The organism is Lacticaseibacillus camelliae DSM 22697 = JCM 13995, from assembly GCF_001436615.1.
GTDB lineage: Bacteria > Bacillota > Bacilli > Lactobacillales > Lactobacillaceae > Lacticaseibacillus > Lacticaseibacillus camelliae.
The window spans coordinates 46,443-70,718 of sequence record NZ_AYZJ01000034.1 but is presented as its reverse complement, the minus strand read 5'-3'; the positions used below and the strand labels follow the sequence as shown (position 1 = coordinate 70,718).

The window sequence follows — 24,276 nt, the reverse complement described above, 5'->3', positions numbered from 1 at the left end:
GCATTGCAGAGTAAGGAGGGCCTATGACAACAATTATCGAATTTTTGGTCGTGTTTGTGATCCTGGTGCTGGTGCACGAATTCGGCCACTTTATTTTTGCCAAGTGGTCCGGCATTCTGGTCCGTGAGTTTTCCATCGGCATGGGCCCGAAACTCGTTGCCTGGCACAAGAACCACACCACCTATACGCTGCGCCTGCTACCGCTGGGCGGTTACGTCCGCATGGCAGGCTGGCAGGATGAAGACGATGAGATCAAGCCGGGAACGATGCTTGCCATCGAGGTCAACGACCAGAATGTCGTCGAGCGAATCAACTTATCCAGTAAAACCACGCTCCAAGGCGGCATCCCGGTCCAGGCGGACAGGGTCGATCTGCAGCATGACCTGACAGTGGTCGGCTACGAAAACGGCGATGAGTCTGAGCTCAAAACCTGGTCCGTCGATCACGACGCCACCATCATTGAGGAAGACGGCACCGAGGTGATTATCGCCCCGGATGACGTCCAGTTCCAAAATGCCAAGCTTTGGAAACGGATGCTGGTCAATTTTGCCGGTCCAATGAATAATTTTCTGTTGGCCATTGTGGTTTTCATCGGCGTCGCACTGTTCAACGGCGTGGCCGTGACGAACACCAATCAAATCGGCAAAATCGAGCCGAATTCGCCCGCGGCCGCGGTGGGGCTGAAAGCGGACTCGCGCATTGAATCCATTGGCGGCACCAAGATCTCGGCGTTTGAAGATATTCAGGGTGCTGTGGCCCAGTACCGCGGGCGCACCACGACGCTGGTCGCCACCAAGGATGGGCAGACTCAGCACTTGACGATCCGGCCAACCAGCGACGGCACGATTGGCGTGTACGCTAAGACCACCAAGGCGCCACTGGCGGCGATCAAGTCTGGCTTCACCACCACCTGGGCCTATGTTACCGGCATCTTCCACGTCCTCGCTCAGATGGTCACTGGTCATTTTTCCCTGAACCAGCTGGCCGGGCCAGTGGGCATTTACACCATGACAGCAACTGCCGCCAAGGGTGGGCCGATGAACTTGATCCTGTTCTTAGGCGGCCTGTCGGTCAACCTGGGGATCATGAACCTGATCCCGATTCCGGTGCTTGATGGCGGCAAAATTTTACTCAACCTGCTTGAGGCAATTCGGCGCAAGCCGCTCAAGCAGGAGCACGAAGGCCTGATCACCCTGATCGGGGCCGGTGTGATGTTCGCGTTGATCATTGCGGTGACCATCAACGATATCATGCGTAGTTTTTAAACCCTTTGGAGGAAAGTCATGAAACAATCTCGAATGTTCATCCCCACAGAAAAAGAAGTTCCCAGTACTGCCGAGGCCAAGTCGCATCAGATGATGCTGCGGTCCGGTTTCATCCGGCAGGTCGCGGCCGGAGCGTATGCCTATCTGCCTTTGGCCGAGCGCGTGCTGCAAAAGATCGAGGCGATTATCGATGACGAAATGAGTCAGATTTCCGCCGTGAAGATGCAGATGCCCAGCCTCTTGCCGGCTGAACTCTGGCAGGAGTCAGGCCGTTACGAAACCTATGGGCCAAACCTGTTCAAGCTGAAGGATCGCCACGACCGCGACTTCATTCTCGGCCCGACGCATGAGGAAACCTTCACGGACCTCGTCCGCAACGACCTGAACTCGTACAAGAAGATGCCGCTGGTGCTCTACCAGATCCAGACCAAGTACCGCGACGAGGATCGCCCGCGTTACGGTCTGCTGCGCTCCCGTGAGTTCATCATGGAGGATGTCTATTCCTTCACGGCCAACACAGATGATCTAGACACCATATACAGCCAAATGGAAAAGGCCTACACCAACATTTTCAACCGGCTGGGCCTGAACTTCCGCGCGATTGTCGGGGACGGCGGCGCGATGGGCGGCAAAGACTCCAAGGAGTTTTCCGCCATCGCCGACATTGGGGAGGACACGATTGTTTACTCGGATTCCTCCGATTATGCGGCTAACCTGGAAATGGCCACCAGCATGAACGTGCCGGCCACCACCCATGAAGAGGCTGCGGCGATGACCCCGGTGGACACCAAGGACGCCAAGACCATTGCTGAAGTCGCAGACTTTTTGAAGGTCCCGGCCAGCAAGTTGATCAAGGCCGTGCTCTTCATTGCCGACGAAAAGCCGGTGCTGGCCTTGGTTCGCGGCGACTATGAGGTCAACGACGTCAAACTCAAGAATCTGCTGAACGCGGATTATCTCGACATGGCCACACCAGATCAAGTTAAGGAGTACATGCACGCTGAAATTGGCAACATTGGGCCGGTCAACGCCCCAGAAGACGTGCAGCTCATCGCCGACAACAGCTTGACCGGGCTGGTCAACCTGGTCGCGGGGGCCAACCAAGCGCACACCCATTTGACCAATGTCAATCCGGGCCGCGACTTCACCGCCGCCCAAACCGCGGATATTCGCTTCGTTAAGGAAGGCGAGGTTTCACCGGATGGCCAAGGGGTGCTGAAGTTCACCAAGGGCATCGAAATTGGTCACATCTTCAAGCTGGGCACGCGCTACACCGAGGCCATGGGGGCCAATTTCTTGGACGAGAATGGCCGCGCTAAGCCAATCATTATGGGTTCGTACGGCATCGGCGTGTCGCGCCTGCTGTCGGCGATTGCTGAGCAGACACTGGACGAGCATGGTCTCGTTTGGCCGCGGGCCGTTGCCCCATTTGACGTGCATGTTGTGCCCGTCAACCTGAAAAAGCAGGCGCAGGCCGATCTGACTGATAAGATCACGAAGCAGCTGGAAAATGAAGGGTTTGCGGTGCTGGTGGATGATCGCAACGAGCGTCCTGGCGTGAAGTTTGCGGATTCCGATTTGATCGGCATTCCGGTCCGCGTCACCGTTGGTAAGAAGGCCGAGGACGGGATCGTTGAGCTCAAGTTGCGCAAGTCAGGCGAGACGCTTGAAGTTAAGTCTGAAGAGTTGATTTCATCGCTCAAGATCTTGCTTGACCACGCAGAATAATTTAACTCACCAAAGCGGCGCCGAGTCCGACTCGGCGTCGTTTTTGCGCTCGTGGGCGGCTTGTTTGGCCCCTGAATTCGGGGTAACATGGTTGCATCATCAAAAAGGGAGTGGCTTTTTTTGGCGCTATCAAAAGCAGAAATGTTTCAAAAGCTGATCGAGCAGGCAAGCCTGCCTGACCCAATCAAGCAAGATCCGGCCTTGGCCGGGGCGACGGTCGAAGCCGTCACTATTCACAGCCGCTCCAAGCGTTACGAATTTGTTCTGGGGACCGCTGCGGTCTTGCCGTATGCTGTTTTCCTTCAGCTGGAATCGCATATTAAGTCCGCCTTCAAGGGCATCGCCGAAGCCAGCATCAGCGTGTCGCCGGCGACGGTCGACCTTGCTGCCAAGCATTTGTCCGCATACTGGTCCTACGTGGTCGCCAACGCCGGGATCGAGTCGGCCATTGTGGCAGAAACATGCATGAATCAGACGCCGCGGTTTGAGGACGGTAAGGTCACCCTGACAGCCGTAAACGAGCCCGTGCGCCAGTTTTTGATTCAACAGGGGCTGGGCAAACTGGTCGAAACTTACGCCCAGGTGGGACTGCCTGGCGTCAGCGTCGAGGCCACGGTCGACGCCACTGAATCCGAGGCCAACCTGGCCGCGTTTAAGGCGCAGAAAGCCGAGGAAGCGGCCGCCATGGCCAAAAGGGCGCAAGCAGTGGTTGCCCAGCGCGAGCAAAACCCGGCCCCCAGTGGCCCAGTGCAGATCGGCCGCGGCTTAAAGAGTAGCGAGACCCCGACCCAGATGGTGGCAATCACCCAAGAGGAAAACGCCGTTCTGATCGAAGGCTACGTGTTTGACGTCGAGGTGCGCCAGTTGCGCTCCAAGCGGTCGCTTTTGATTGCCAAGGTCACAGACTACACGTCCAGCTTTATCGTGAAAAAATTCAGCAACGGCGCCGACGACGAGGCCGCCTTTGGTCAAATCAAGGAAGGCATGTGGCTGAGGATCCGCGGCAGCGTGCAGGAGGATTCGTATTCTCGGGAGCTGACCGTGATGGCACGCGACATGGTGGAAGTGCCCCACGCTCAGCCCCAGGACACGGCCGAGGGGGAAAAGCGCGTCGAGCTGCACCTGCACACGAATATGAGTCAGATGGACGCGCTGCCGAGCATCACTGCCTATGTCAACCGAGCCAAGGCCTGGGGTCAAACCGCCATCGCGGTGACCGATCATGCCGGCTTGCAAGCTTATCCTGAGGCCCACACGGTGGCCACTCAAGCCAAGATCAAGATGCTGTACGGCGTGGAGATCAACCTCGTCGATGACGGGGCCCCGGTCGCTTACAACGCGGACGAACCGCGGACTTTGGCCGATGCGACTTACGTGGTGTTCGACATTGAAACGACCGGTCTATCGGCGGTCTACGACAAAGTGATCGAAGTGGCGGCGGTCAAGATGAAGGATGGTAAGGTGATCGACTCGTTTGAGGAGCTGATCGACCCGGGGTTCGCGCTGTCCGAATTTACGATCAACTTGACCCACATTACTGACGACATGGTGCGCGGCTCCAAGACCGAAGCTGAGGTCTTGAGACTGTTCCGGCAATTTTGCACGGGTAGCATTATGAGCGGACACAATGTGACGTTTGACGTCGGCTTTTTGAACAAAGGGTACGAGCGCTTGGGCGAAGAACCGATTCAAAACCCCGTGATCGACACCTTGGAGCTGTCCCGCATGCTGCACCCGGAGCGCAAGAACCACAAACTTGACACGCTCACCAAGGCCTATAAGATTCCTCTGAATCATCACCACCGGGCCAACGCCGACGCGGAGGCAACGGGGTACTTGCTGTTCGCGCTGGAAAAAGAGGCGCTGAAAAAGTACGACATTGAGCAGTTGAACCAGCTGAATTCGCGCATCGGCGAGGACGAAGCCTACAAGCAAAGCCGCCCGACGCACGCCATCGTGTTCGCTAAAACGCAGGCGGGGCTCAAGAATTTGTTCAAGCTGGTCAGCCAGTCTAACATCGATTATTACTACCGGCTGCCGCGCGTCCCGCGGTCCGTACTGCAAAAGTTTCGCGAGGGGCTGTTAGTGGGTTCGGCCTGCGCGTCTGGTGAGGTGTTCGTCGCCGCGATGCAAAAAGGGGCCGCTGAAGCCGCCAAGCGGGCGAAGTTCTACGATTATCTCGAAGTCCAGCCGCTGGCTAACTACCAGCCGCTGATCGACGGTGGGCTGGTGCAGGGGCAGGCCCACCTGCAGGAAATCTTGAAGACCATTATCAAGATCGGGCAGGACCAGAACAAATTGGTGGTCGCGACCGGTGACGCCCACTACTTGGACAAAAACGATGCGATTTACCGCAAGATTCTGATTCACAGTCAGGGCGGTGCCAACCCGCTCAATCGGCATGAGTTGCCTGACGTGCACTTCCGTTCCACCCAGGAGATGCTGGATGCATTCGCCTGGCTGAAGGATGATGCGCTGGCGCATCAGCTTGTCGTTGAGAACACGCACAAGGTGGCGGACATGATCGACGGCGACATCACACCGGTCAAAAAGCGTCTCTACACGCCAAACATTCCCGGTGTTGAAGACCACCTGCGCACCGACGTCATGAGCACCGCGCACAAGCTATACGGCGATCCGCTGCCTGAAATCGTGCAGGCGCGTTTGGACAAGGAACTTAAAAGTATTATTGGGAACGGGTTCTCGGTGATTTACAACATCGCCCAGCAGCTCGTGCTCAAGTCGAACAAGGACGGATACTTGGTCGGGTCCCGGGGGTCGGTTGGCTCGAGTCTCGCGGCCACGATGTCTGGCATCACAGAAATTAATCCGCTGCCGCCGCATTACCGCTGTCCCCAGTGCCAGTACTCCGAATTCTTCACCAAGGGCGAGTATGGCTCCGGTTTTGACCTGCCAGACAAGGCCTGTCCGAAGTGCGGCGCCAACATGGTCAAGGATGGCCAGGATATCCCGTTTGAAACCTTCCTGGGGTTCAAGGGGGATAAGGTGCCAGATATTGATTTGAACTTCTCCGGGGACTACCAGCCCATCGCGCATAACTACATCAAGGTGCGGTTTGGGGAGAACCACGCTTTCCGGGCGGGGACCATCGGCACCGTGGCGGACAAAACCGCATACGGCTATGTCAAAGCCTACGAGCGCGACACAGGCCAGATGCTGCGCGGAGCGGAAATTGACCGGTTGGCCAAAGGCGCGACTGGTGTCAAACGGACCACCGGCCAGCACCCGGCGGGGATCTTGATTGTGCCGGAAGACATGGATATCTACGATTTCTCGCCGATCCAGTATCCCGCCGACGATCAAAGCGCCGCCTGGAAGACGACCCATTTTGATTTTCACTCGATTCATGACAACATCCTCAAAATGGATGTGCTGGGACATGATGACCCGACCATGATCCGCATGCTGCAGGACCTTTCCGGGGTCGACCCGAAGAGTATTCCAATGGACGACCCCGGCGTCATGTCGCTGTTTTCGAGCCCGGATATTTTAGGGGTGACGCCTGAGCAAATCAATTCGAAAACCGGGACGCTGGGCGTGCCGGAGTTTGGGACCCGCTTCGTGCGGGGGATGCTGGAAGAGACGCACCCGAAGAAGTTCTCCGAGCTGCTGCAGATTTCTGGTCTGTCCCACGGCACCGACGTGTGGTTAGGCAACGCCGAAGAGCTGATTCAAAACGGCACCGTGACCATCAAAGAAGTCATCGGCTGTCGTGACAACATCATGATGGACCTCATCCACTGGGGGATGGACGACTCCATGGCGTTCAACATCATGGAACATGTTCGTAAGGGTCGCGGCATTCCTGATGAGTGGCAGCAGGCCATGCGGGATAACCCCAATGTGCCAGACTGGTACATCGATTCATGCCTGAAGATCAAGTACATGTTTCCCAAGGCGCACGCGGCTGCGTACGACCTTATGGGCCTGCGTATCGCCTGGTTCAAGGTCTACTACCCGCTGGTGTACTACGCTTCTTACTTCTCTGTGCGCGCTGAGGACTTCGACCTGGTGGCCATGAGCCACGGTAAGGAGTCGTTGAAGGCGGCAATCAAGGCCATCACTGATCAGGGCAACGACGCGTCGGCCAAGGACAAAACTTTGCTGACAGTGTTGGAGCTGGCCAATGAATGCCTTGAGCGCGGCTTCACCATTAAGATGGTCGACATCAACCACTCTGATGCGCATGATTTTCTGATTTTGGATGACCACACGCTGCTGGCGCCGTTTCGGGCGGTGCCTGGCCTCGGAGATAACGTGGCCAAGCAGATCGTGGCGGCGCGCGAGGAAAAGCCGTTTCTTTCCAAGGAAGACTTGGCTAACCGCGGCAAGGTCTCCAAGACGCTGATCGATTACATGACTGAAAATCATGTGCTCGACACGCTGCCTGATGAAAATCAACTTTCGCTGTTTGATTCGATGTTCTAGCGGCGTAAGGCCGGCGCGATTTGGTGTTGCATTGGAAAGGGTTTTATGCTAGATTATCCATAGTAGTTAAATCCTTTGAGGAGGAGTGAGCAGAGATGCTCACTCCTTTTCTTAGGAGAGGTAACGGCTGCCGGAAACCAGACAGCCAGGACAACAACCTAAAAGGGGGGAAAGACTTGAGCACGGTTGTCGAGACAGTGAAACAAATCGTTGATCCAATCCTTGAAGCCAACCATTTCGACCTGAGCAACATCGAGTTTGTGAAGGAGGGCGGCAGCTGGTATTTGCGGGTCTACATCGATAAGCCAGGTGGCATCACGCTCAACGAGTGTGTGATGGTCTCAGAGGCCTTGTCCGAGAAATTGGACGCCATGGACCCTGATCCCATCCCGCAGGCCTACTTCTTGGAAGTTTCCTCGCCAGGTGCCGAGCGGCCGCTGAAGACCGACCAAGACTTTAATAACGCGGTCGGGGAATACATTCATATTTCCTTGTTCCAAAAGCTCAATGGTAAAAAAGTGTTCGAAGGGACCCTTAAGGCCCTTGACGAGGATACTTTGACTCTGGAGCTGAAAGACAAGGCACGCAGGTTTGATCAGGCATTTGATCGCAAGACGATCGCAAACGCCCGTCTGGCCATCGAATTTTAAGCGGCAATCCCGCTGGCAAAGGAAGGAACAACATGTCAAAGGAAATGATTGAAGCCCTTGACGCCCTCGAGACCGAAAAAGGCGTCAAAAAAGAAGTTGTGATTGAGGCGCTTGAAGACGCGCTGGCCTCGGCGTACAAGCGTAATTACGATCAGGCACAAAACGTCGACGTCGAGTTCGACAAGGACCAAGGCGACATCCACGTGTACGCGGTCAAGGAAGTCACCGAAGAGGTGTTCGATTCCCGGCTTGAAGTCAGTCTGAAGGACGCGTTGGCCATCAACAAGGCCTACGAGGTCGGCGACAAGATCAAATTTGAGGTCACCCCGAAAGACTTTGGGCGCATTGCGGCGCAAACGGCCAAGCAGGTCATCATGCAGCGAGTGCGGGAAGCGGAACGCGGCATCATTTACGATGAGTACTCCCAGTACGAAAACGAGATCATGACGGGTGAAGTTGAACGCCGCGACAACAAGTTCATTTACGTGAACTTAGGCAAGATTGAAGCGGTCCTTGGCCGCGGCGATCAAATGCCAAACGAGCAGTACGAACCTCACGACCGCATTAAGGTTTTCGTGTCCAAGGTCGAAAACTCCAGCAAGGGCCCACAGGTCTTTGTTTCCCGGACCAACCCGGGTCTGGTCAAGCGCTTGTTTGAGCAGGAGGTGCCGGAGATTTTTGACGGGACCGTTGAAATCGCGGGCATTGCCCGTGAAGCTGGTGACCGCACGAAAATCGCGGTGCGTTCGACTAATCCGTCTGTCGATCCGGTCGGCACCACGGTTGGCCCACGGGGCGCCCGGGTGCAAGCGGTCGTCAATGAGCTCTCGGGCGAGAACATGGACGTCGTGCAGTACGAGGAAGACCCGGTGGATTACATCGCCAATGCCTTGAACCCGGCGCAGGTCATCGCCGTTCAGTTCAACGACGAAGACAACGACCGGTCTTGCACAGTGATCGTGCCAGATTACCAGCTGTCGTTGGCGATCGGCAAGAAGGGCCAAAACGCCCGGCTTGCAGCTAAGTTGACCGGCTACAAGATCGATATCAAGGCGGAATCGGACGTCGAATTCGTCGATGATGATGAGCTCGAGGAAAACGACGAGCAAGTCGAAGAGGCCCAAGCTGACCAGTCCGAAGTCGCACCTGACACAGCCCCAGCATCAGACGCGCCGTCTGATGAAGCAACAGCGGCTGATGCCACAGGCGATGAGGCTGAGCCGGACTCGGCCGAGGCTAAGTAGGAGGCAGCCATGAAAAAGCGCAAGATCCCGATGCGCAAAGACTTGCTGTCGGGAGAGATGTTTCCGAAGAAATCCTTGGTGCGGATCGTGCGGCAGGCGGATCAAACCGTCGCCATCGATCCCACCGGTAAGGCTCAGGGCCGCGGCGCTTATGTCGCACTTGACCCAGAAGCCGTGAAGCAGGCTCAAAGTAAACACATCATTGAGAAGGCGTTTGACGTCGCGGTCGATGACAGTTTTTACTCTGAGCTTTACGCCTACGTCGACCATCAGAAGGCTCGCCAAGAGCTGTTCGGCGACCAGGCATGAATAAGCAGCAAGCGCTAAACTTGCTGGGGCTGGCGCAGCGAGCCAACCGGCTGACGGCCGGTGAGGGCTTCGTGCTTGCGGCGATTCGCGATCAGAGTGCCAAGTTGGTGCTGGTCGCCTCCGACGCCTCAGCGAATACCAGAAAAAAGTTTTCCGATAAAGGCAGCTTCTACCAGGTCCCAGTCAATTTATCATTGACGAGCCTGGAGCTGAGTTCTGCGATCGGCCGCAAACGGTCCGTCATCGCGGTGCAAGATCGCGGCTTTGCAACGAAGCTGGTCAAGCTGCTCACCTAAAAAAGACAGGGAGCGTGAAGAAATGGGCAAACAACGAGTTTATGAATTTGCCAAAACTCTCGGCGTCCCGAGCAAAACCGTGATCGACGCGGCAAAAGCTCAGGGCATCGAGCTCAAGAATCATATGTCAACGTTGGACGAAAAGCAGGAGGCTGCTTTGACGTCTGCGTTGCACGCAAAGCCGGCGAACGCTGCACCTAAAGCAGCGGCCAAAGCAGTTGCAAAACCGGCAGCCAAGGCGGTCGCAAAGACTGAGGCCAAGGCAGAAGCCAAACCAGCCGACAAACCAGCCGCTAAAGCTGAAGGCAAGCCTGCCGCAAAAGCAGAAGCTAAGGCTGAAACAAAGTCCGAAGCTAAACCTGAGGCAAAAGCGTCTGCCAGTGCAAAGCCGGCAGAAGGCAAGAAGGTCCCAGGGACACACCACATGCCGCAAAAAACGGCTGATGGGAAGACCCTGATTTCGAAGTCTGCCATCCGCCGGCCGCACAATACTCAGGCCAACGCGCGCGGTGGCCGGTTCAACCACACCGACAACCGCAATGGCCAAGGCCAAAACGGCGGTCAGCAGAATGCCGGTAACCGCAGTGGCAACCGGTCCACGGATAACCGCAACGGCAATCGGCAAAATGATAACCGGGGCGGCTACAACAACCGTGCGACCGACAACCGTAATGGCAATCGGCGCAACGACAACCGCCGCGGCGGCGATCGCTACCTGAACCAAACCAACGTCAGCCCAATGCCACGGGCCGGTCGGCGGACCCAAGCCAATGGGAACCCACGGCCAGTTGCCGGCAATGACGAAAAGTTCATTAAGCAGCTGGAAGAAAAGCGTCAGCAGGAGAAGGCCAAGGCAGCGGCCAAGCGTGAAACCGAAAAGGCGCTTGAAAAAGCTGCCGAAGAAAAACCGATCGCAGCCGCGTACACTGCACCGGTGCCGCCTGCAGCGGAGAAGCCAGCGAAGCCGAATGACAACCGGCGGACCGCGGATCACTCGAGCAATAACAATGAGAGCCGTGGCCGCAGCAGTCGTGGTGGTTACAACAATCGTGGCGGCTACAACAACCGTGGTGGCTACGGCAATTCGAATCGCCGCAACAAGAAGAACAAACGCAGACAGCAGACGCAACCGAAGAAAGAAATGCCACAGCGCAAGGAGCGGCCATTGCCAGAAAAACTCATCTACACTGTCGGAATGAACGCGCAGGATCTGGGCAAGATCTTGCACCGCGAGCCTGCCGAGATCATCAAGAAGCTCTTCATGCTTGGCGTCATGGTCAACCAGAACCAGAGCTTGGATAAGGATACGATCGAACTGGTCGCAACCGATTACGGCATCGACGCCGAGCAGAAGGTCGAAGAAGACATCACCGACTTGGACAAGATGTACAACGCCGAAGTCAAGAATAAGGACACTCAGACACCGCGGCCCCCAGTGGTCACGATCATGGGTCACGTTGACCACGGGAAAACCACCCTGCTCGATCGTCTGCGTCACACGCATGTGACCGAAGGCGAAGCCGGTGGGATCACGCAGCACATTGGCGCTTACCAGGTCAAGCTCAAGGACCGGCTGATCACGTTCCTAGATACGCCAGGGCACGCGGCGTTCACGAACATGCGGGCGCGTGGTGCCGACATCACCGATATCATCGTGCTGGTGGTTGCCGCCGATGATGGGGTCATGCCTCAGACAATCGAAGCCATCAACCATGCCAAGGCCGCGAACGCGCCAATGATCGTTGCCATTAACAAGATCGATAAGCCGGGTGCAAATCCGCAAAAAGTTACTGAAGAGCTGATGAAGTACGACCTTGTGCCTGAGGATTATGGTGGTGACACCATCTTCGTCAACATTTCGGCGAAATTTGGGAAGAACATCGACGAACTGCTGGAAATGATCCTGCTTGAGGCGGACGTCCTTGAGCTCAAGGCCAACCCTGACCAGAAGGCCATTGGGACGGTCATTGAGGCCCGGCTGGACAAGGGCCGCGGCCCAGTGGCCACGGTGCTGGTTCAGGAAGGCACACTGCACGTCGGTGACCCAATCGTTGTCGGGCACACCTTTGGTCGCGTGCGGACCATGACCAACGATCATGGTCGCCACGTCAAGGATGCCGTTCCTGCAATGCCAGTCGAGATCACCGGTTTGAATGATGTGCCGCAGTCGGCGGACAAGTTTGTCGTCTTTGACGATGAAAAGACCGCTCGTGCGGCCGGTGAAAAACGGGCTCAGCAGGCGCAGGAAGAAGATCGTCAGCAGACCCACCACGTCACGCTCGACAACCTGTTTGAAACCATGAAGGAAGGTCAACTCAAGGAAGTTGACATTATCATCAAGGCGGATGTCCAGGGTTCCGTTGAGGCGCTGGCCAATAGTCTGAAGAAGATCGACGTCAAGGGCGTGCGGGTGAACATCATTCACCAGGCCGTCGGCGCGATCAACGAAAGCGACGTCACGTTGGCCTCGGCTTCAAATGCGGTCATCATTGGGTTTAACGTGCGGCCAACGCCGCAGGCCAAGGCCCAGGCCGACTCCGAAGACGTGGATATCCGGTTGCACCGGGTCATCTACAAGGCCATCGAGGAAGTTGAATCCGCGATGAAGGGGATGCTGGAGCCAACTTACGAAGAGAAGGTCACCGGCAATATCACCGTGCGTGAGACCATTCCGGTTTCCAAGATTGGGACGGTCGTCGGCGGATACGTCGACAGTGGCTTCATTCGCCGTGATTCCAAGGTCCGTTTGATCCGAGACGGCATCGTGAAGTATGAAGGCGAGCTGGGCTCTTTGCGGCGGTTTAAGGATGATGTGAAGGAAGTCCGGCAGGGCTTCGAACTCGGGCTGACCATCGATGGTTACAACGACATCAAGGTCGATGATCAAATCGAGGCGTACACGATGGAAGAGGTTCCCGTCAAGTAACCTCAGGCCATCCGAAGAGGCTCACATGAAACATCGCATAGGCCGCGTCGAGACTCAGATCCAACGCGAAATTGACGACATTTTGTTAAAAGATGTCAACGATCCGCGGGTTCGGCCAGTCACGATTACCGGCGTGAAGTTGACTGGCGACCTCCAAGAGGCGACCGTCTACTTCAGCATTTTGGCTGACGATCCCAAGGCGCTGGCAGAGGCGCAGACCGGCCTGGATAAGGCCAAGGGCCTGATCCGCAGCGAAGTGGGACAGCGCATCAAGCTGTTCAAGGTGCCAACCTTGACGTTCAAGCAAGATACGTCTGTTCAGTACGGTGCGCACATCGACCAGTTGCTTAATGAAGTGAAACACGAAGGCCTAGAATAAATGGCCATGCGGCTCTCCAGCGATGGAGGGCCGTTTTTTAGTTGGATCTGGCGCGGACTGCGCCAGGCGGATGCATCGGTGCCAGAGGAAATGTATAATAGAAAAAATAAGGCGGTGGCGACTTGAGTCTGATCGAGAAATTATACTTACCCTTTTTTGAAGCGAGTGACTGGCACCAGGCAGTGATGACAACGCAGGGCTGGACGACCATTTTGACCCTGGCTTTGCTCGAGTGCCTCCTGTCAGTGGATAATGCGGTGGTGCTCGCTGCCCAAACCAAGTCCCTACCCGACAAAAAAGATCAGCATCACGCGCTGATCTACGGCATGTGGGGGGGCGTACCTGTTCCGGTTCATCGCCATCGGGCTAGGGACGTACCTCATGAACTTTTGGGGCATTAAAGCCTTAGGCGCGGCCTACCTCGTCTGGATGTCGCTGCATTTCTTTTACGAGCAGCGTCACCCCAAGGATGGGCCCAAACCGCAAACCGTCGCCAAGCCTAAACAAACCCATTTCTGGCGCACCGTGGCCTCAATTGAAGCGCTCGACATCGTGTTTTCCGTTGATTCGATCCTGGCGGCGCTCGCGGTTGATAATAACCCTGTGATCGTGCTGATTGGCGGCTGTCTCGGCATTCTGGCGATGCGCTTTGTCGCCCAGGTCATTACTGATTTCATCACGAAGGTCCCAGAGCTGGAGGTCATGGCCTACGCCTTGATCTTCATCATTGCGGTCAAGCTGGCGCTCAGCCTGCCGCAGATTGGCATTGAGGTGCCGAACTGGGCCTTCTCGGTGATTGTGGCGCTGGCTTTCCTGATCACGTGGCTGATCCACCAGCGGCGTGCCACCCGCAACCAACAGCAGAAGCGAGGAATTTGACATGGATGGAATTTTACCAGTTTATAAGCCGACCGGCATGACGTCGGCGGATGTGGTCAGTAAGCTCCGCTACCTGTTGCAAATGAAAAAAGTCGGCCACTCGGGCACGCTTGATCCCAGTGTTGATGGGGTCTTACCGATTGCCCTGGGCGCGGCCACCAAGGCGGTGCCGGCGCTGATGGCGCTCGGCAAAACGTACATTGGTAAAGCCACGCTGGGGTTTGCGACGGAAACCGAGGACCTCGATGGGGCAGAGGTGGCGCGCGTGAAGCTGACGGCGCCATTTACTGATGAGCAGATCGATCAGGCATTGGTGACACTGACTGGGGACATTACCCAAACGCCGCCGATGTACTCGGCGGTGAAGGTCAACGGCCGCAAGCTTTACCAATACGCGCGCAACGGCCAGACCGTCGAGCGCCCGACGCGCCAGGTGCACGTTTACGCCTTCAAGCGGACCGGGCCGAGCAGGTTCGACGCCGTCACCGGGACGCAAGACTTTCCCTTTGAGGCACAGGTTTCAAAAGGCACATACATTCGGACGCTTGCCGTGGACGTAGGGCGCGCATTGGGCGTCCCAGCGGTCATGGCGCAGTTGACTCGGATCCAAAGCGGGGGGTTCAAACTTGAAGACACGCTGGACTTGCGTGAGCTGACGCGGGAGACCGCACCGGCAGCCGCGCAGGCCCACCTGCGACCAATCGAGTTTGCCTTTCCGCACTTGCCGCTGGTGGCCCTTTCTGCTAGCCAGTGGGACGGGGTCAGAAACGGGCGGGGACTGCCGCTCAGTGTGGCCGTGGCTGATGAGATCGGTCTGACCTACGAAGGCGTCTTCAAGGCCCTTTACCAGAAGGAGGCCGCCGAGTATCGGCCGGCCCTGATGTTCTTAGCCAATGAAGGTATTGGCTGATGTTGATGAGGAGATAATTATGCAAGTGATCGATATTCACCCGCCGCTTGCGGCGGACCAGGTGCCCAGCCAGCCAATCGTGCTGGCTTTGGGCTTTTTTGACGGCGTGCATCGCGGCCATCAGGCGGTGATTGTCGCGGCGCGTGCGGAAGCCGACAAGCGGGGGCTCCCGCTGGCAGTGATGACATTTGACGTTCACCCGGCCATTATTTACCGTGGGGTTCCGGCCAGCTCAGTGAAGTATCTGTCGCCGCGGCCGCGCAAAATCGAACTGATGGCCCACTTTGGCGTTGACCTGCTTTACTTCATTCACTTCACGCCGGCATTTTCCAAACTGCCTCCGCAGGCGTTTGTCGACCAGTATCTGGTCGGCATGAATGCAGTCGTGGTGGTTGCGGGATTTGACTACACGTATGGCAAACGCGACGTCGCGAACATGGTGACACTGCCCGAGTACGCCAAGGGGCGGTTTGAGATGATCACCGTCCCCAAGACAGTTGACGCCGGCCAAAAAGTCTCTTCCACGCGAATTCGCAAGGCTTTGGACGAAGGGGATGTTGATCTGGCCAATCACCTGCTGGGTTATCCCTACCAAACCAGCGGGACGGTGGTGCACGGCGAAGCGCGCGGCCGCACCATCGGCTACCCGACGGCCAACGTCCAGGCACCAGCAGGAGAGCGCATCCCCGGCATTGCGGTGTACACAGTGCGGCTGAAGGTGGATGGTCAGTGGTATCCGGGCATGGCGTCAGTCGGCCGTAACATCACGTTTGGCCCAGGGCGGCCGGTGACGGTGGAGGTCAACTTGTTTGATTTTCACCAAGATATTTACGACGCTCCGGTGCGGGTGTCGTGGCTTCACCGCCTGCGTGGCGACATGATGTTTGATTCCGCGGCGGGTCTGGTGGCTCAGCTTGCGCAAGATGAAAAGGATTCAAAAGTGTTCTTGAAAGGGTTGACGGATTGATGGCTGGGGCGTATGTCCACATTCCCTTCTGCTCTCATATTTGTTACTACTGCAACTTTAACAAGGTGTTTATCGAGGGCCAACCGGTCGATGATTACGTCGACATGCTTATTCGCGAGATGCACCTGGTGATGGCCAGCCACCCCGAGGAAAAAATCGAGACGGTGTATGTAGGCGGCGGTACGCCGACCACACTGACGCCTGACCAGCTTGACCGCCTCATTGGCGGCATTCGCCGTGAGCTGCACTTTGAGCAGGGCGAGTTCACTTTTGAGGCCAACCCCAACGATCTGCTCGAAAAGGACAAGCTGCTGGCGCTGTACGAAAACGGCGTGAACCGCCTATCAATCGGCGTACAGTCCTTTAATGACGAGATTCTCAAGGCCATTGGTCGGACCCATCGAGTCGCCGATGTGTATCAGGCGATTGCCAATGCGCGTGCAGTGGGTTTTGATAACATTTCCATCGACCTGATTTTCCGCCTCCCGAAACAGACGCGTGAGGACTTTTTGGCCAGCCTGCACAAGGCGCTGGCGCTGGACCTGCCGCATTACTCGACCTACTCGCTGATTCTGGAAAAGAAAACGATCTTTTACAACCTGATGCGGTCCGGTCGGCTGCAGCTGCCAAACCAAGACGCCGAAGCCGATATGTACCAGGATGCGATTGATTTAATGGAAAGCACCGGCCGGCATCAGTACGAGATCTCGAATTTTGCCAAACCTGGGTATCAGTGCCAGCACAACCTGCTGTACTGGCGCAACGACCATTACTTCGGCTTTGGGGCCGGGGCCTTTGGTTACATCGGGCGCGATCGCTACCACAATTTTGGCCCGATCAAGCAGTACCTAGATCCGCTCCATGACCATAAGGTGCCGGTGATCGAGCATCATCTGGTGCCGCTGGAGGAGCAGATCGAAGAGGAGATGTTCCTGGGGCTGCGCACCCGCGAAGGTGTGTCCCAAAAGCGCTTTGCCGAACGCTACCACATGACGATCAGTGACGTGTACGGCGATTTGCTGACCAAACTAAGCGACCAACAGCTGGTCACCGTGGCCGGCGATGCGGTGCGCCTGACGAACCAAGGGCAATTTTTGGGCAACGAGGTCTTCCAGCAGTTTTTGCTTGACGATCCGCTGGTTTGAACCGGCCCATCTGGTTCGCATTTTCAGAAAAACGCTTGTCGGCTTCAGTCTTGAGGCCGATTTTTTCGTGAAAACAGCAAAATTAGCAGACCGAGGTTGACTTTGCTAACCGCCATTGGTATATTAAGTATTGTACTTAGCACTCAAATGGTTTTAGTGCTAAAAGAAGGTGGGATTATGTTGACGAAACGCCAACTACTCGTCTTGAAACAGATCATTCGCTCCTATACGGAAACCGGCCAGCCGGTTGGTTCTAAAGCCTTAATGGCGCAGCTGCCGGTTCATGTCAGTTCAGCCACGATTCGCAATGACATGGCGGCACTGGAAGACGAAGGTCTGATCAGAAAGACGCACAGTAGTTCTGGCCGCGTCCCATCGACTAAGGGTTACCGTTACTACTTGGACAACCTCGTCGAGCCGGCCGCGGTCACGCCCAACGAGATTGCTGCGATTCAGCAAGGCTTCGGGGGGCATTTTTACAAGATCGATGAAATTGTCGCCCAAAGCGCGCGCATTTTGTCGAACCTCACAAACTACACCGCGATCACACTGGGGCCTGAGGTCACCAACCTGAAACTCACGGGATTTCGGTTGGTGCCGTTGGGTAATCACCAAGTGATGGCGATCCTGGTCACGAGCAATGGCAACGTTGAAAGTCAGTTGTTTACGCTGCCTCCGGAAGTCGGCTCTGACGAGGTGGAAAAGGCCATTCGCATCATCAATGATGAGTTGGTCGGGTTATCGCTGGGTGAGGTTGCGCAGAAGCTGCAGTCGGAAGTGCCAGGTTTGTTGTTCAAGTACATGACTAGTCCGGACGGGTTTCTCGACCTCTTCGGTAATGTCTTACGCAAGGCCGCTGAGGAGCGCTTCTACGTTGGCGGGCGGCTCAATCTCATGGATTACCTTGGTGATTCCGATGTGGATCAGCTCAAACGTCTGCTGGCGATGATGGATGATGATCAGGGCACCGAGCGTCAGGCGTTCAACACCTTGCTCGGGCCGCTTCATGATTCCCATATCAAGGTCAAGCTCGGCTCGGAGCTTACGCCAGATGTGCTTGAAAATCTGAGCTTGTTGACCGCGAACTACTCAGTCGGTGAGCACGGAACTGGGATGATTGCCCTGATTGGGCCGACCCAGATGCCGTACTCGAAGATGATCGGTTTGCTCGATGCCTTCCGCGAAGAACTCGCAAAACGGCTGACCGATTACTACAATCATTTTGATCAGTGACAGGAGGCATGAATTTGACAGAAAAGCAAACCAAGAAAGAGCAGAAAGCAGCCAAGGCTGAAGCAAAGCCCGAGGCAAAGGCAAAAGCGGCCAAGAAGGAACCCAGCCTGCGCGACGAAATCGCGGCGGAGATGCAAGACGACCTCAAGGAAGAGGTCGAAGATTCCGGCGTGGACGTCGAGGCCCTGAAGAAAGAGCGCGACGAGCTGGAGGACAAATACCTGCGCGCCGCGGCCGAAATCAATAACATGAACAAGCGCTTCAATAAGGAGCGCGAGGACATGGCCAAGTACGATGGGCAGAAGCTGGCGACAGCCGTGCTGCCGGTCTTGGATAATCTTGAGCGGGCCTTGGCGACTGAGGTCAAGGATGACGGTGCGCAATCGCTGAAGAAGGGGGTCGAGATGGTTTACAGCCACCTTGACAATGCCCTCAAGGAGAATGGGGTCACCGAAATTGAGGCGACCGGGAAGTTCGATCCGAACTTGCAGCAAGCGGTGCAAACCGTTCCCGCAGACAAGGACCACGCGAAGGATACGGTGGTCCAGGTTCTGCAAAAGGGTTACAAGCTCAAGGATCGGGTCCTTCGGCCAGCGATGGTCGTCGTTGCAAATTAGCTAAATAAAAACTGTTAAAAGAAGGGATTTTACAATGAGTAAAGTTATTGGGATTGACTTAGGGACCACGAACTCTGCGGTCGCTGTGCTTGAAGGTGGCCAGCCGAAGATCATCACCAACCCAGAAGGCAACCGCACCACGCCTTCTGTCGTGGCGTTTAAAGACGGCGAAATTCAGGTCGGCGAAGTCGCCAAGCGGCAAGCCATCACGAACCCGGACACCATCACTTCAATCAAGCGTCACATGGGTGAGGCCGGCTACAAGGTCAAGGTCGGCGACAAGGAGTACACGCCTCAGGAAATTTCTGCGATGATCCTGCAATACATCAAGAAGTTCTCTGAAGACTACTTGGGTGAAGAGGTTACTGACGCGGTCATCACCGTGCCTGCTTACTTTAACGACTCACAGCGTCAAGCGACCAAGGATGCCGGCAAGATCGCCGGCCTGAATGTTTCCCGAATCGTCAATGAACCAACCGCTTCTGCCTTGGCTTATGGCTTGGACAAAGGTGACAAGGACGAAAAGGTGCTGGTTTACGACCTTGGCGGTGGGACCTTTGATGTTTCTATCCTGCAACTCGGCGATGGCGTCTTTGAAGTGCTTTCCACCAATGGTGATACCCACTTGGGCGGCGATGACTTTGATAACAAGATCATCGACTGGCTGGTCAGTGAGTTCAAGAAGGACAACAACATCGACTTGTCTAAGGACAAGATGGCGATGCAGCGCCTGAAGGATGCCGCTGAAAAGGCCAAGAAGGATCTCTCGGGCGTTTCTCAGACCCAGATTTCCTTGCCATTTATTTCCGCTGGCGCCAACGGCCCGCTGCACTTGGAACGGACACTGACTCGCGCGCAGTTTGACCAAATGACTGCTGACCTGGTTGCCAAGACTAAGGTCCCAGTCGATAATGCGATGAAGGATGCCGGTCTGTCCAACTCGGACATCGACAAGGTCATCCTCAACGGTGGGTCCACGCGGATCCCGGCCGTTCAGGAAGCGGTTAAGGAGTGGACCGGCAAGGAACCGGACCACAGCATTAACCCTGACGAAGCCGTTGCGCTTGGCGCTGCCATTCAGGGTGGGGTCATTTCCGGCGATGTCAAAGACGTTGTGCTGCTCGATGTTACGCCACTTTCTCTGGGCATTGAAACCATGGGCGGCGTGTTCACTAAGCTGATTGACCGCAACACGACGATCCCGACTTCCAAGAGCCAGGTCTTCTCAACGGCTGCTGATAACCAGCCAGCTGTTGACATTCATGTCCTTCAAGGCGAGCGGCCAATGGCTGCGGACAACAAGACGCTGGGTCGCTTCCAGCTGACTGACATTCCGGCGGCGCCGCGTGGTGTTCCTCAGATCGAAGTTAAGTTTGACATTGATAAGAACGGCATTGTGCAAGTCTCCGCTAAGGATCTTGGCACTGGCAAGTCCCAGAACATCACGATCAAGAGTTCGTCAGGTCTGTCCGACGAAGAAATCGATCGCATGATGAAGGAAGCCAAGGAAAACGAGGAAGCCGACAAGAAGCGCAAGGAAGAAGTCGACCTCAAGAACGACGTTGACCAGCTGATTTTCCAGACCGACAAGACCTTAAAGGATCTCAAGGGCAAGGTCTCCGATGACGAAATCAAGAAGGCGCAAGACGCCGAGGATGCCTTGAAGAAGGCTCAGCAAGAAAACAATATCGAAGACATGAAGACCAAGCGCGATGACCTCAACAAGATCGTGCAGGATCTGACGGTCAAGCTCTACGAACAAGCCCAGAAGGAACAGCAGGCAAAGGGCGCCGCACAAGGTAGCGCGGCCTCTGGTAGTACTGGCGCTGCCGACAAGGGCGACGACGGTAAGACCTTCGATGGCGAATACAAGGACGTCAACGACGACAAGAAGTAACCGTCTGTCCGTGAGAAAAGCCAAGGCCAGCTGGCTTTGGCTTTTTGTTTGGTGAGGCAGTTTTGCGTGCTTCACTGATAATATGGTATCCTGAATAAGCTTTTTTGGGCGCAAGTACCCAATTCAAGGAGGCAACAATGGCAGACAAGGATTATTACGAAACACTCGGTGTCGCCCGGGATGCCAGCGATGACGAGATCAGGAAGGCCTTTCGACAGCTTTCTAAAAAATATCACCCGGACATCAACCATGCCCCGGGGGCCGAGCAAAAATTTAAGGAAATCAATGAAGCCTATCAGGTCCTTTCCGACCCGCAAAAGCGTGCGGCTTATGATCAGTACGGTTCGGCCGATGGCGCTCAAGGCGGCTTTGGTGGCCAAGGCGGGTTCGGCGGTCAGGGCTTCTCCAACTTTGGCGGTGGCAGTGCCCAAGGTTTCGGCGGGTTCGATGACATTTTCAGTCAGTTCTTCGGCGGCGGCCAAGGGGGCGGCGCTCGCAGCGCGACTTCACCGCAGCAAGGCGCCGACCTGCAGTATCGCATGGATCTGACGTTTGAAGAAGCGGTGTTCGGGAAGGACACCAAGATCTCGTATGACCGCGAAGCCGTGTGCCACACCTGCAATGGTTCGGGCGCCAAGCCTGGGACTAGTCCAGTCACTTGCTCCAAGTGCCACGGCTCGGGCTACATTCAGGTGCAGCGCAACACGCCGCTTGGCGCGATGATGACGCGCGAAGTCTGCGACGTGTGCCACGGCACTGGCAAGGAGATCAAGGAGAAGTGCCCGACTTGCCACGGCACTGGTCACGAGAAGCAGCGTCACACCATTGATGTGACAGTTCCCGGCGGTGTTGAAGACGGCCAGCAGATTCGGCTGCATGGCGCCGGCGAAGCTGGTCAAAACAACGGCCCTTACGGGGACTTGTTCATCGTTTTCCGGGTGGCGTCAAGCAGCAAGTACGACCGCGACGGCACGACCATTTACTACAAACTGCCGATCAGCTTTGCGCAGGCCGCCCTTGGTGACAACATTAAGGTCGACACGGTGCACGGTCCGGTCGAGTTGAAGATCCCAGCCGGTACGCAAACCGAAAGCAAGTTCCGGTTGCGCGGCAAGGGGGCTCCGAACCCGAACAGGCCAAATGCGGGTTACGGTGATCAAATTGTCACCGTGACAGTTAAGACGCCGAAGAGCCTGAATTCGAAGCAAAAGGATGCCCTGATGGCCTTTGCGGCTGCGAGCGGCGAGGATGTGACGCCGCACGAAGGCTCGCTTTTCGACCGCGTCAAGGACGCATTCAAAAACAAGTAGCCACTTTGAAACCGCTCGTGATGGGCGGTTTCTTTTTGGCTTGGGGCGGCAGCTGGTTTGAGTCGAACGTTGCCGCTTGCTATAATAGATTGACAAGCAATTTACAGAAAGTGGGCACTTATGGCTGACATCGATATTCAGGCGTTGCGTGAACGCCAGAAGCACATTCGCAATTTTTCTATCGTGGCGCACATTGACCACGGCAAGTCGACCCTGGCCGATCGTATCTTGGAGCTGACGGATACGATCGCTAAGCGCGACATGCAGGCGCAAGTCCTCGATGACATGCCGCTGGAGCGGGAACGCGGCATCACCATCAAGCTGAACGCCGTCGAATTGCACTACAAGGCCAAGGACGGCGAGACCTACATCTTCCATCTGATCGATACGCCGGGCCACGTGGACTTTTCATACGAGGTCAGCCGCAGTTTGGCCGCCTGCGAAGGGGCACTGCTGCTGGTGGATGCCGCCCAAGGCGTTGAGGCCCAGACGCTGGCCAACGTTTACCTGGCGCTCGATGACGACCTGGAGATCGTGCCAATCATCAATAAGGTCGACTTGCCTAGTGCGCAGCCAGAAGTGGTCAAGGAAGAAATTGAGGAAATGATCGGCCTTGACGCTTCGGACGCAATTTTGACCTCGGCCAAAACCGGGCTTGGCGTACCTGAGGTCCTCGAGCGGATCGTGTCTGACATCCCGGCCCCGAGTGGCGACCTTGACAAGCCGCTGAAGGCGCTGATTTTTGACTCGGTCTACGATTCGTACCGCGGCGTGGTGCTGGCAGTCCGAATCGAGGATGGCATTGTGCAGGTCGGCGATACCATCGAACTGATGAGCAACAAGAAGCGCTACGAGGTCACCGAGGTCGGCGTGATGTCGCCCAAGGCCGTGCAAAAGGACTACCTGATGGTCGGCGACGTGGGTTACATTACGGCGGCCATCAAGACCATCCAAGACACGCGCGTCGGGGATACCGTCACGCTTGCGGATAATCCGGCAGATAAGCCGCTCGATGGGTTCCGGCAGATCACCCCAATGGTTTATTCGGGGCTGTTCCCGGTTGACAATGCCAAGTTCAACGACTTGCGCGAGGCCCTGGAAAAGCTGCAACTAAATGATGCGGCGCTGGAGTTTGAGCCTGAAACGTCGCAGGCGCTCGGATTTGGGTTCCGCGTTGGGTTCCTGGGACTGCTGCACATGGACGTGGTGCAGGAGCGGCTGGAACGCGACTTTGACTTGGATCTGATCATGACGGCGCCGAGTGTGGACTATCAGGTCGACAAAACGGATGGGACGACGATCACCATTGATAACCCGGCGGAATTGCCGGATTCCAGTGAGGTCAAGGAAATCCGCGAGCCATACGTCAAGGCCAGCATCATGGTGCCGAACGATTACGTTGGCCCCGTCATGGAAATTGCCCAGCGCAAGCGTGGCGAGTTTGTCACGATGGATTACCTTGATAAGTACCGCGTCAACGTGATTTACAACCTGCCGCTGTCGGAAATCATCTACGACTTTTTCGACCAGCTGAAGTCCTCGACTAAGGGGTACGCGAGTCTGGATTACGAGGTCACCGGCTACCGGGCGTCGGACCTGGTCAAAATGGACATCCTGCTCAACGGCGATCCGGTCGACGCGCTTTCCAGCATCGTGCACAAGGACTTTGCCTACGACCGCGGCCGGGCCATCGTGGCTAAGCTGAAGGAGACCATTCCGCGGCAGCAATTCGAGGTGCCGATTCAGGCGGCAATCGGGACCAAAATCATCGCGCGCAGCACGGTCAAGGCATACCGCAAGAACGTTCTGGCAAAGTGCTACGGCGGCGACATCACCCGTAAGCGTAAGCTGCTGGAAAAGCAGAAGGCTGGCAAGAAGCGCATGAAGGCGGTAGGCTCGGTCGAAGTCCCGCAGAAAGCGTTCATGAGCATTCTCAAAATGAACGAGGACGACAGCAAGGGCAAGTAGCCTTGTGGCCGCATCAAGTATCCAGGTCCCGGTGGCTTGGGTGCTTTTTTTGGTGGTCCAAGATTTTGAGCCGGCCCTGCTCGGCCAGCAGTTCAGGGTAAACG

17 protein-coding genes and 1 pseudogene are annotated in these 24,276 nt (G+C 56.2%); all 18 read left to right on the top strand.

Features of this window, described 5'->3' with window-relative positions; all coding sequences use genetic code 11:
- Nucleotides 1-23: 23 nt before the first annotated feature.
- The 18 genes and pseudogenes from rseP to lepA all read left to right on the top strand — a co-directional run bounded on the left by rseP (nt 24) and on the right by lepA (nt 24,172).
- A complete protein-coding gene (gene rseP / locus FC75_RS07500; RefSeq protein WP_056989542.1) occupies nt 24-1,265 on the top strand; it encodes an RIP metalloprotease RseP in 1,242 nt (413 codons plus the stop codon).
- Nucleotides 1,266-1,283: 18 nt separating this feature from the next.
- Nucleotides 1,284-2,993, top strand: a complete 1,710-nt coding sequence (locus FC75_RS07495) for a proline--tRNA ligase (protein ID WP_056989541.1) — start codon at nt 1,284-1,286, stop codon at nt 2,991-2,993.
- Nucleotides 2,994-3,134: 141 nt separating this feature from the next.
- A complete protein-coding gene (locus tag FC75_RS07490) occupies nt 3,135-7,442 on the top strand; it encodes a PolC-type DNA polymerase III (RefSeq protein ID WP_156403593.1) in 4,308 nt (1,435 codons plus the stop codon).
- A gap of 176 nt (nt 7,443-7,618) precedes the next feature.
- The gene (gene rimP / locus FC75_RS07485; RefSeq protein ID WP_056989539.1) at nt 7,619-8,092 is read left to right on the top strand and encodes a ribosome maturation factor RimP; all 474 of its coding nucleotides are present in this window, start codon (nt 7,619-7,621) and stop codon (nt 8,090-8,092) included.
- A 32-nt stretch (nt 8,093-8,124) separates the two neighbouring features.
- Complete coding sequence (gene nusA / locus FC75_RS07480; protein ID WP_056989538.1) at nt 8,125-9,336, top strand: transcription termination factor NusA; 1,212 nt, start codon at nt 8,125-8,127, stop codon at nt 9,334-9,336.
- Between the two features lie 9 nt (nt 9,337-9,345).
- Entirely contained in the window at nt 9,346-9,645 is a 300-nt protein-coding gene (gene rnpM / locus FC75_RS07475) for an RNase P modulator RnpM (protein WP_054661431.1), read from the top strand.
- A complete protein-coding gene (locus FC75_RS07470) occupies nt 9,642-9,941 on the top strand; it encodes a ribosomal L7Ae/L30e/S12e/Gadd45 family protein (RefSeq protein ID WP_056989537.1) in 300 nt (99 codons plus the stop codon). The genes rnpM and FC75_RS07470 overlap by 4 nt, the downstream gene beginning before the upstream one ends.
- A gap of 22 nt (nt 9,942-9,963) precedes the next feature.
- The gene (gene infB / locus FC75_RS07465) at nt 9,964-12,867 is read left to right on the top strand and encodes a translation initiation factor IF-2 (protein ID WP_056989536.1); all 2,904 of its coding nucleotides are present in this window, start codon (nt 9,964-9,966) and stop codon (nt 12,865-12,867) included.
- A 25-nt stretch (nt 12,868-12,892) separates the two neighbouring features.
- The gene (gene rbfA, locus FC75_RS07460; RefSeq protein ID WP_054661434.1) at nt 12,893-13,246 is read left to right on the top strand and encodes a 30S ribosome-binding factor RbfA; all 354 of its coding nucleotides are present in this window, start codon (nt 12,893-12,895) and stop codon (nt 13,244-13,246) included.
- A gap of 122 nt (nt 13,247-13,368) precedes the next feature.
- A pseudogene (locus FC75_RS07455) lies at nt 13,369-14,125 on the top strand (TerC family protein).
- Nucleotide 14,126: 1 nt separating this feature from the next.
- Nucleotides 14,127-15,035 (top strand): tRNA pseudouridine(55) synthase TruB, encoded by a 909-nt coding sequence (gene truB / locus FC75_RS07450; protein ID WP_056989535.1) that lies wholly within the window; start codon nt 14,127-14,129, stop codon nt 15,033-15,035.
- Between the two features lie 19 nt (nt 15,036-15,054).
- A complete protein-coding gene (gene ribF / locus FC75_RS07445; protein ID WP_056989534.1) occupies nt 15,055-16,002 on the top strand; it encodes a riboflavin biosynthesis protein RibF in 948 nt (315 codons plus the stop codon).
- Nucleotides 16,002-17,147, top strand: a complete 1,146-nt coding sequence (gene hemW / locus FC75_RS07440; protein ID WP_056989533.1) for a radical SAM family heme chaperone HemW — start codon at nt 16,002-16,004, stop codon at nt 17,145-17,147. The genes ribF and hemW overlap by 1 nt, the downstream gene beginning before the upstream one ends.
- A 177-nt stretch (nt 17,148-17,324) precedes the next feature.
- Nucleotides 17,325-18,380 (top strand): heat-inducible transcriptional repressor HrcA, encoded by a 1,056-nt coding sequence (gene hrcA / locus FC75_RS07435; RefSeq protein WP_056989532.1) that lies wholly within the window; start codon nt 17,325-17,327, stop codon nt 18,378-18,380.
- Nucleotides 18,381-18,388: 8 nt separating this feature from the next.
- On the top strand, nt 18,389-18,997 hold the full coding sequence (gene grpE, locus FC75_RS07430; protein ID WP_056989531.1) for a nucleotide exchange factor GrpE: 609 nt from the start codon (nt 18,389-18,391) through the stop codon (nt 18,995-18,997).
- Between the two features lie 34 nt (nt 18,998-19,031).
- Nucleotides 19,032-20,894 (top strand): molecular chaperone DnaK, encoded by a 1,863-nt coding sequence (dnaK, locus tag FC75_RS07425; protein WP_056989530.1) that lies wholly within the window; start codon nt 19,032-19,034, stop codon nt 20,892-20,894.
- 137 nt (nt 20,895-21,031) lie between these two features.
- Nucleotides 21,032-22,204, top strand: a complete 1,173-nt coding sequence (gene dnaJ / locus FC75_RS07420; protein ID WP_056989529.1) for a molecular chaperone DnaJ — start codon at nt 21,032-21,034, stop codon at nt 22,202-22,204.
- A gap of 120 nt (nt 22,205-22,324) precedes the next feature.
- Entirely contained in the window at nt 22,325-24,172 is a 1,848-nt protein-coding gene (gene lepA, locus FC75_RS07415; protein ID WP_420843313.1) for a translation elongation factor 4, read from the top strand.
- The last annotated feature ends 104 nt before the right edge of the window (nt 24,173-24,276 follow it).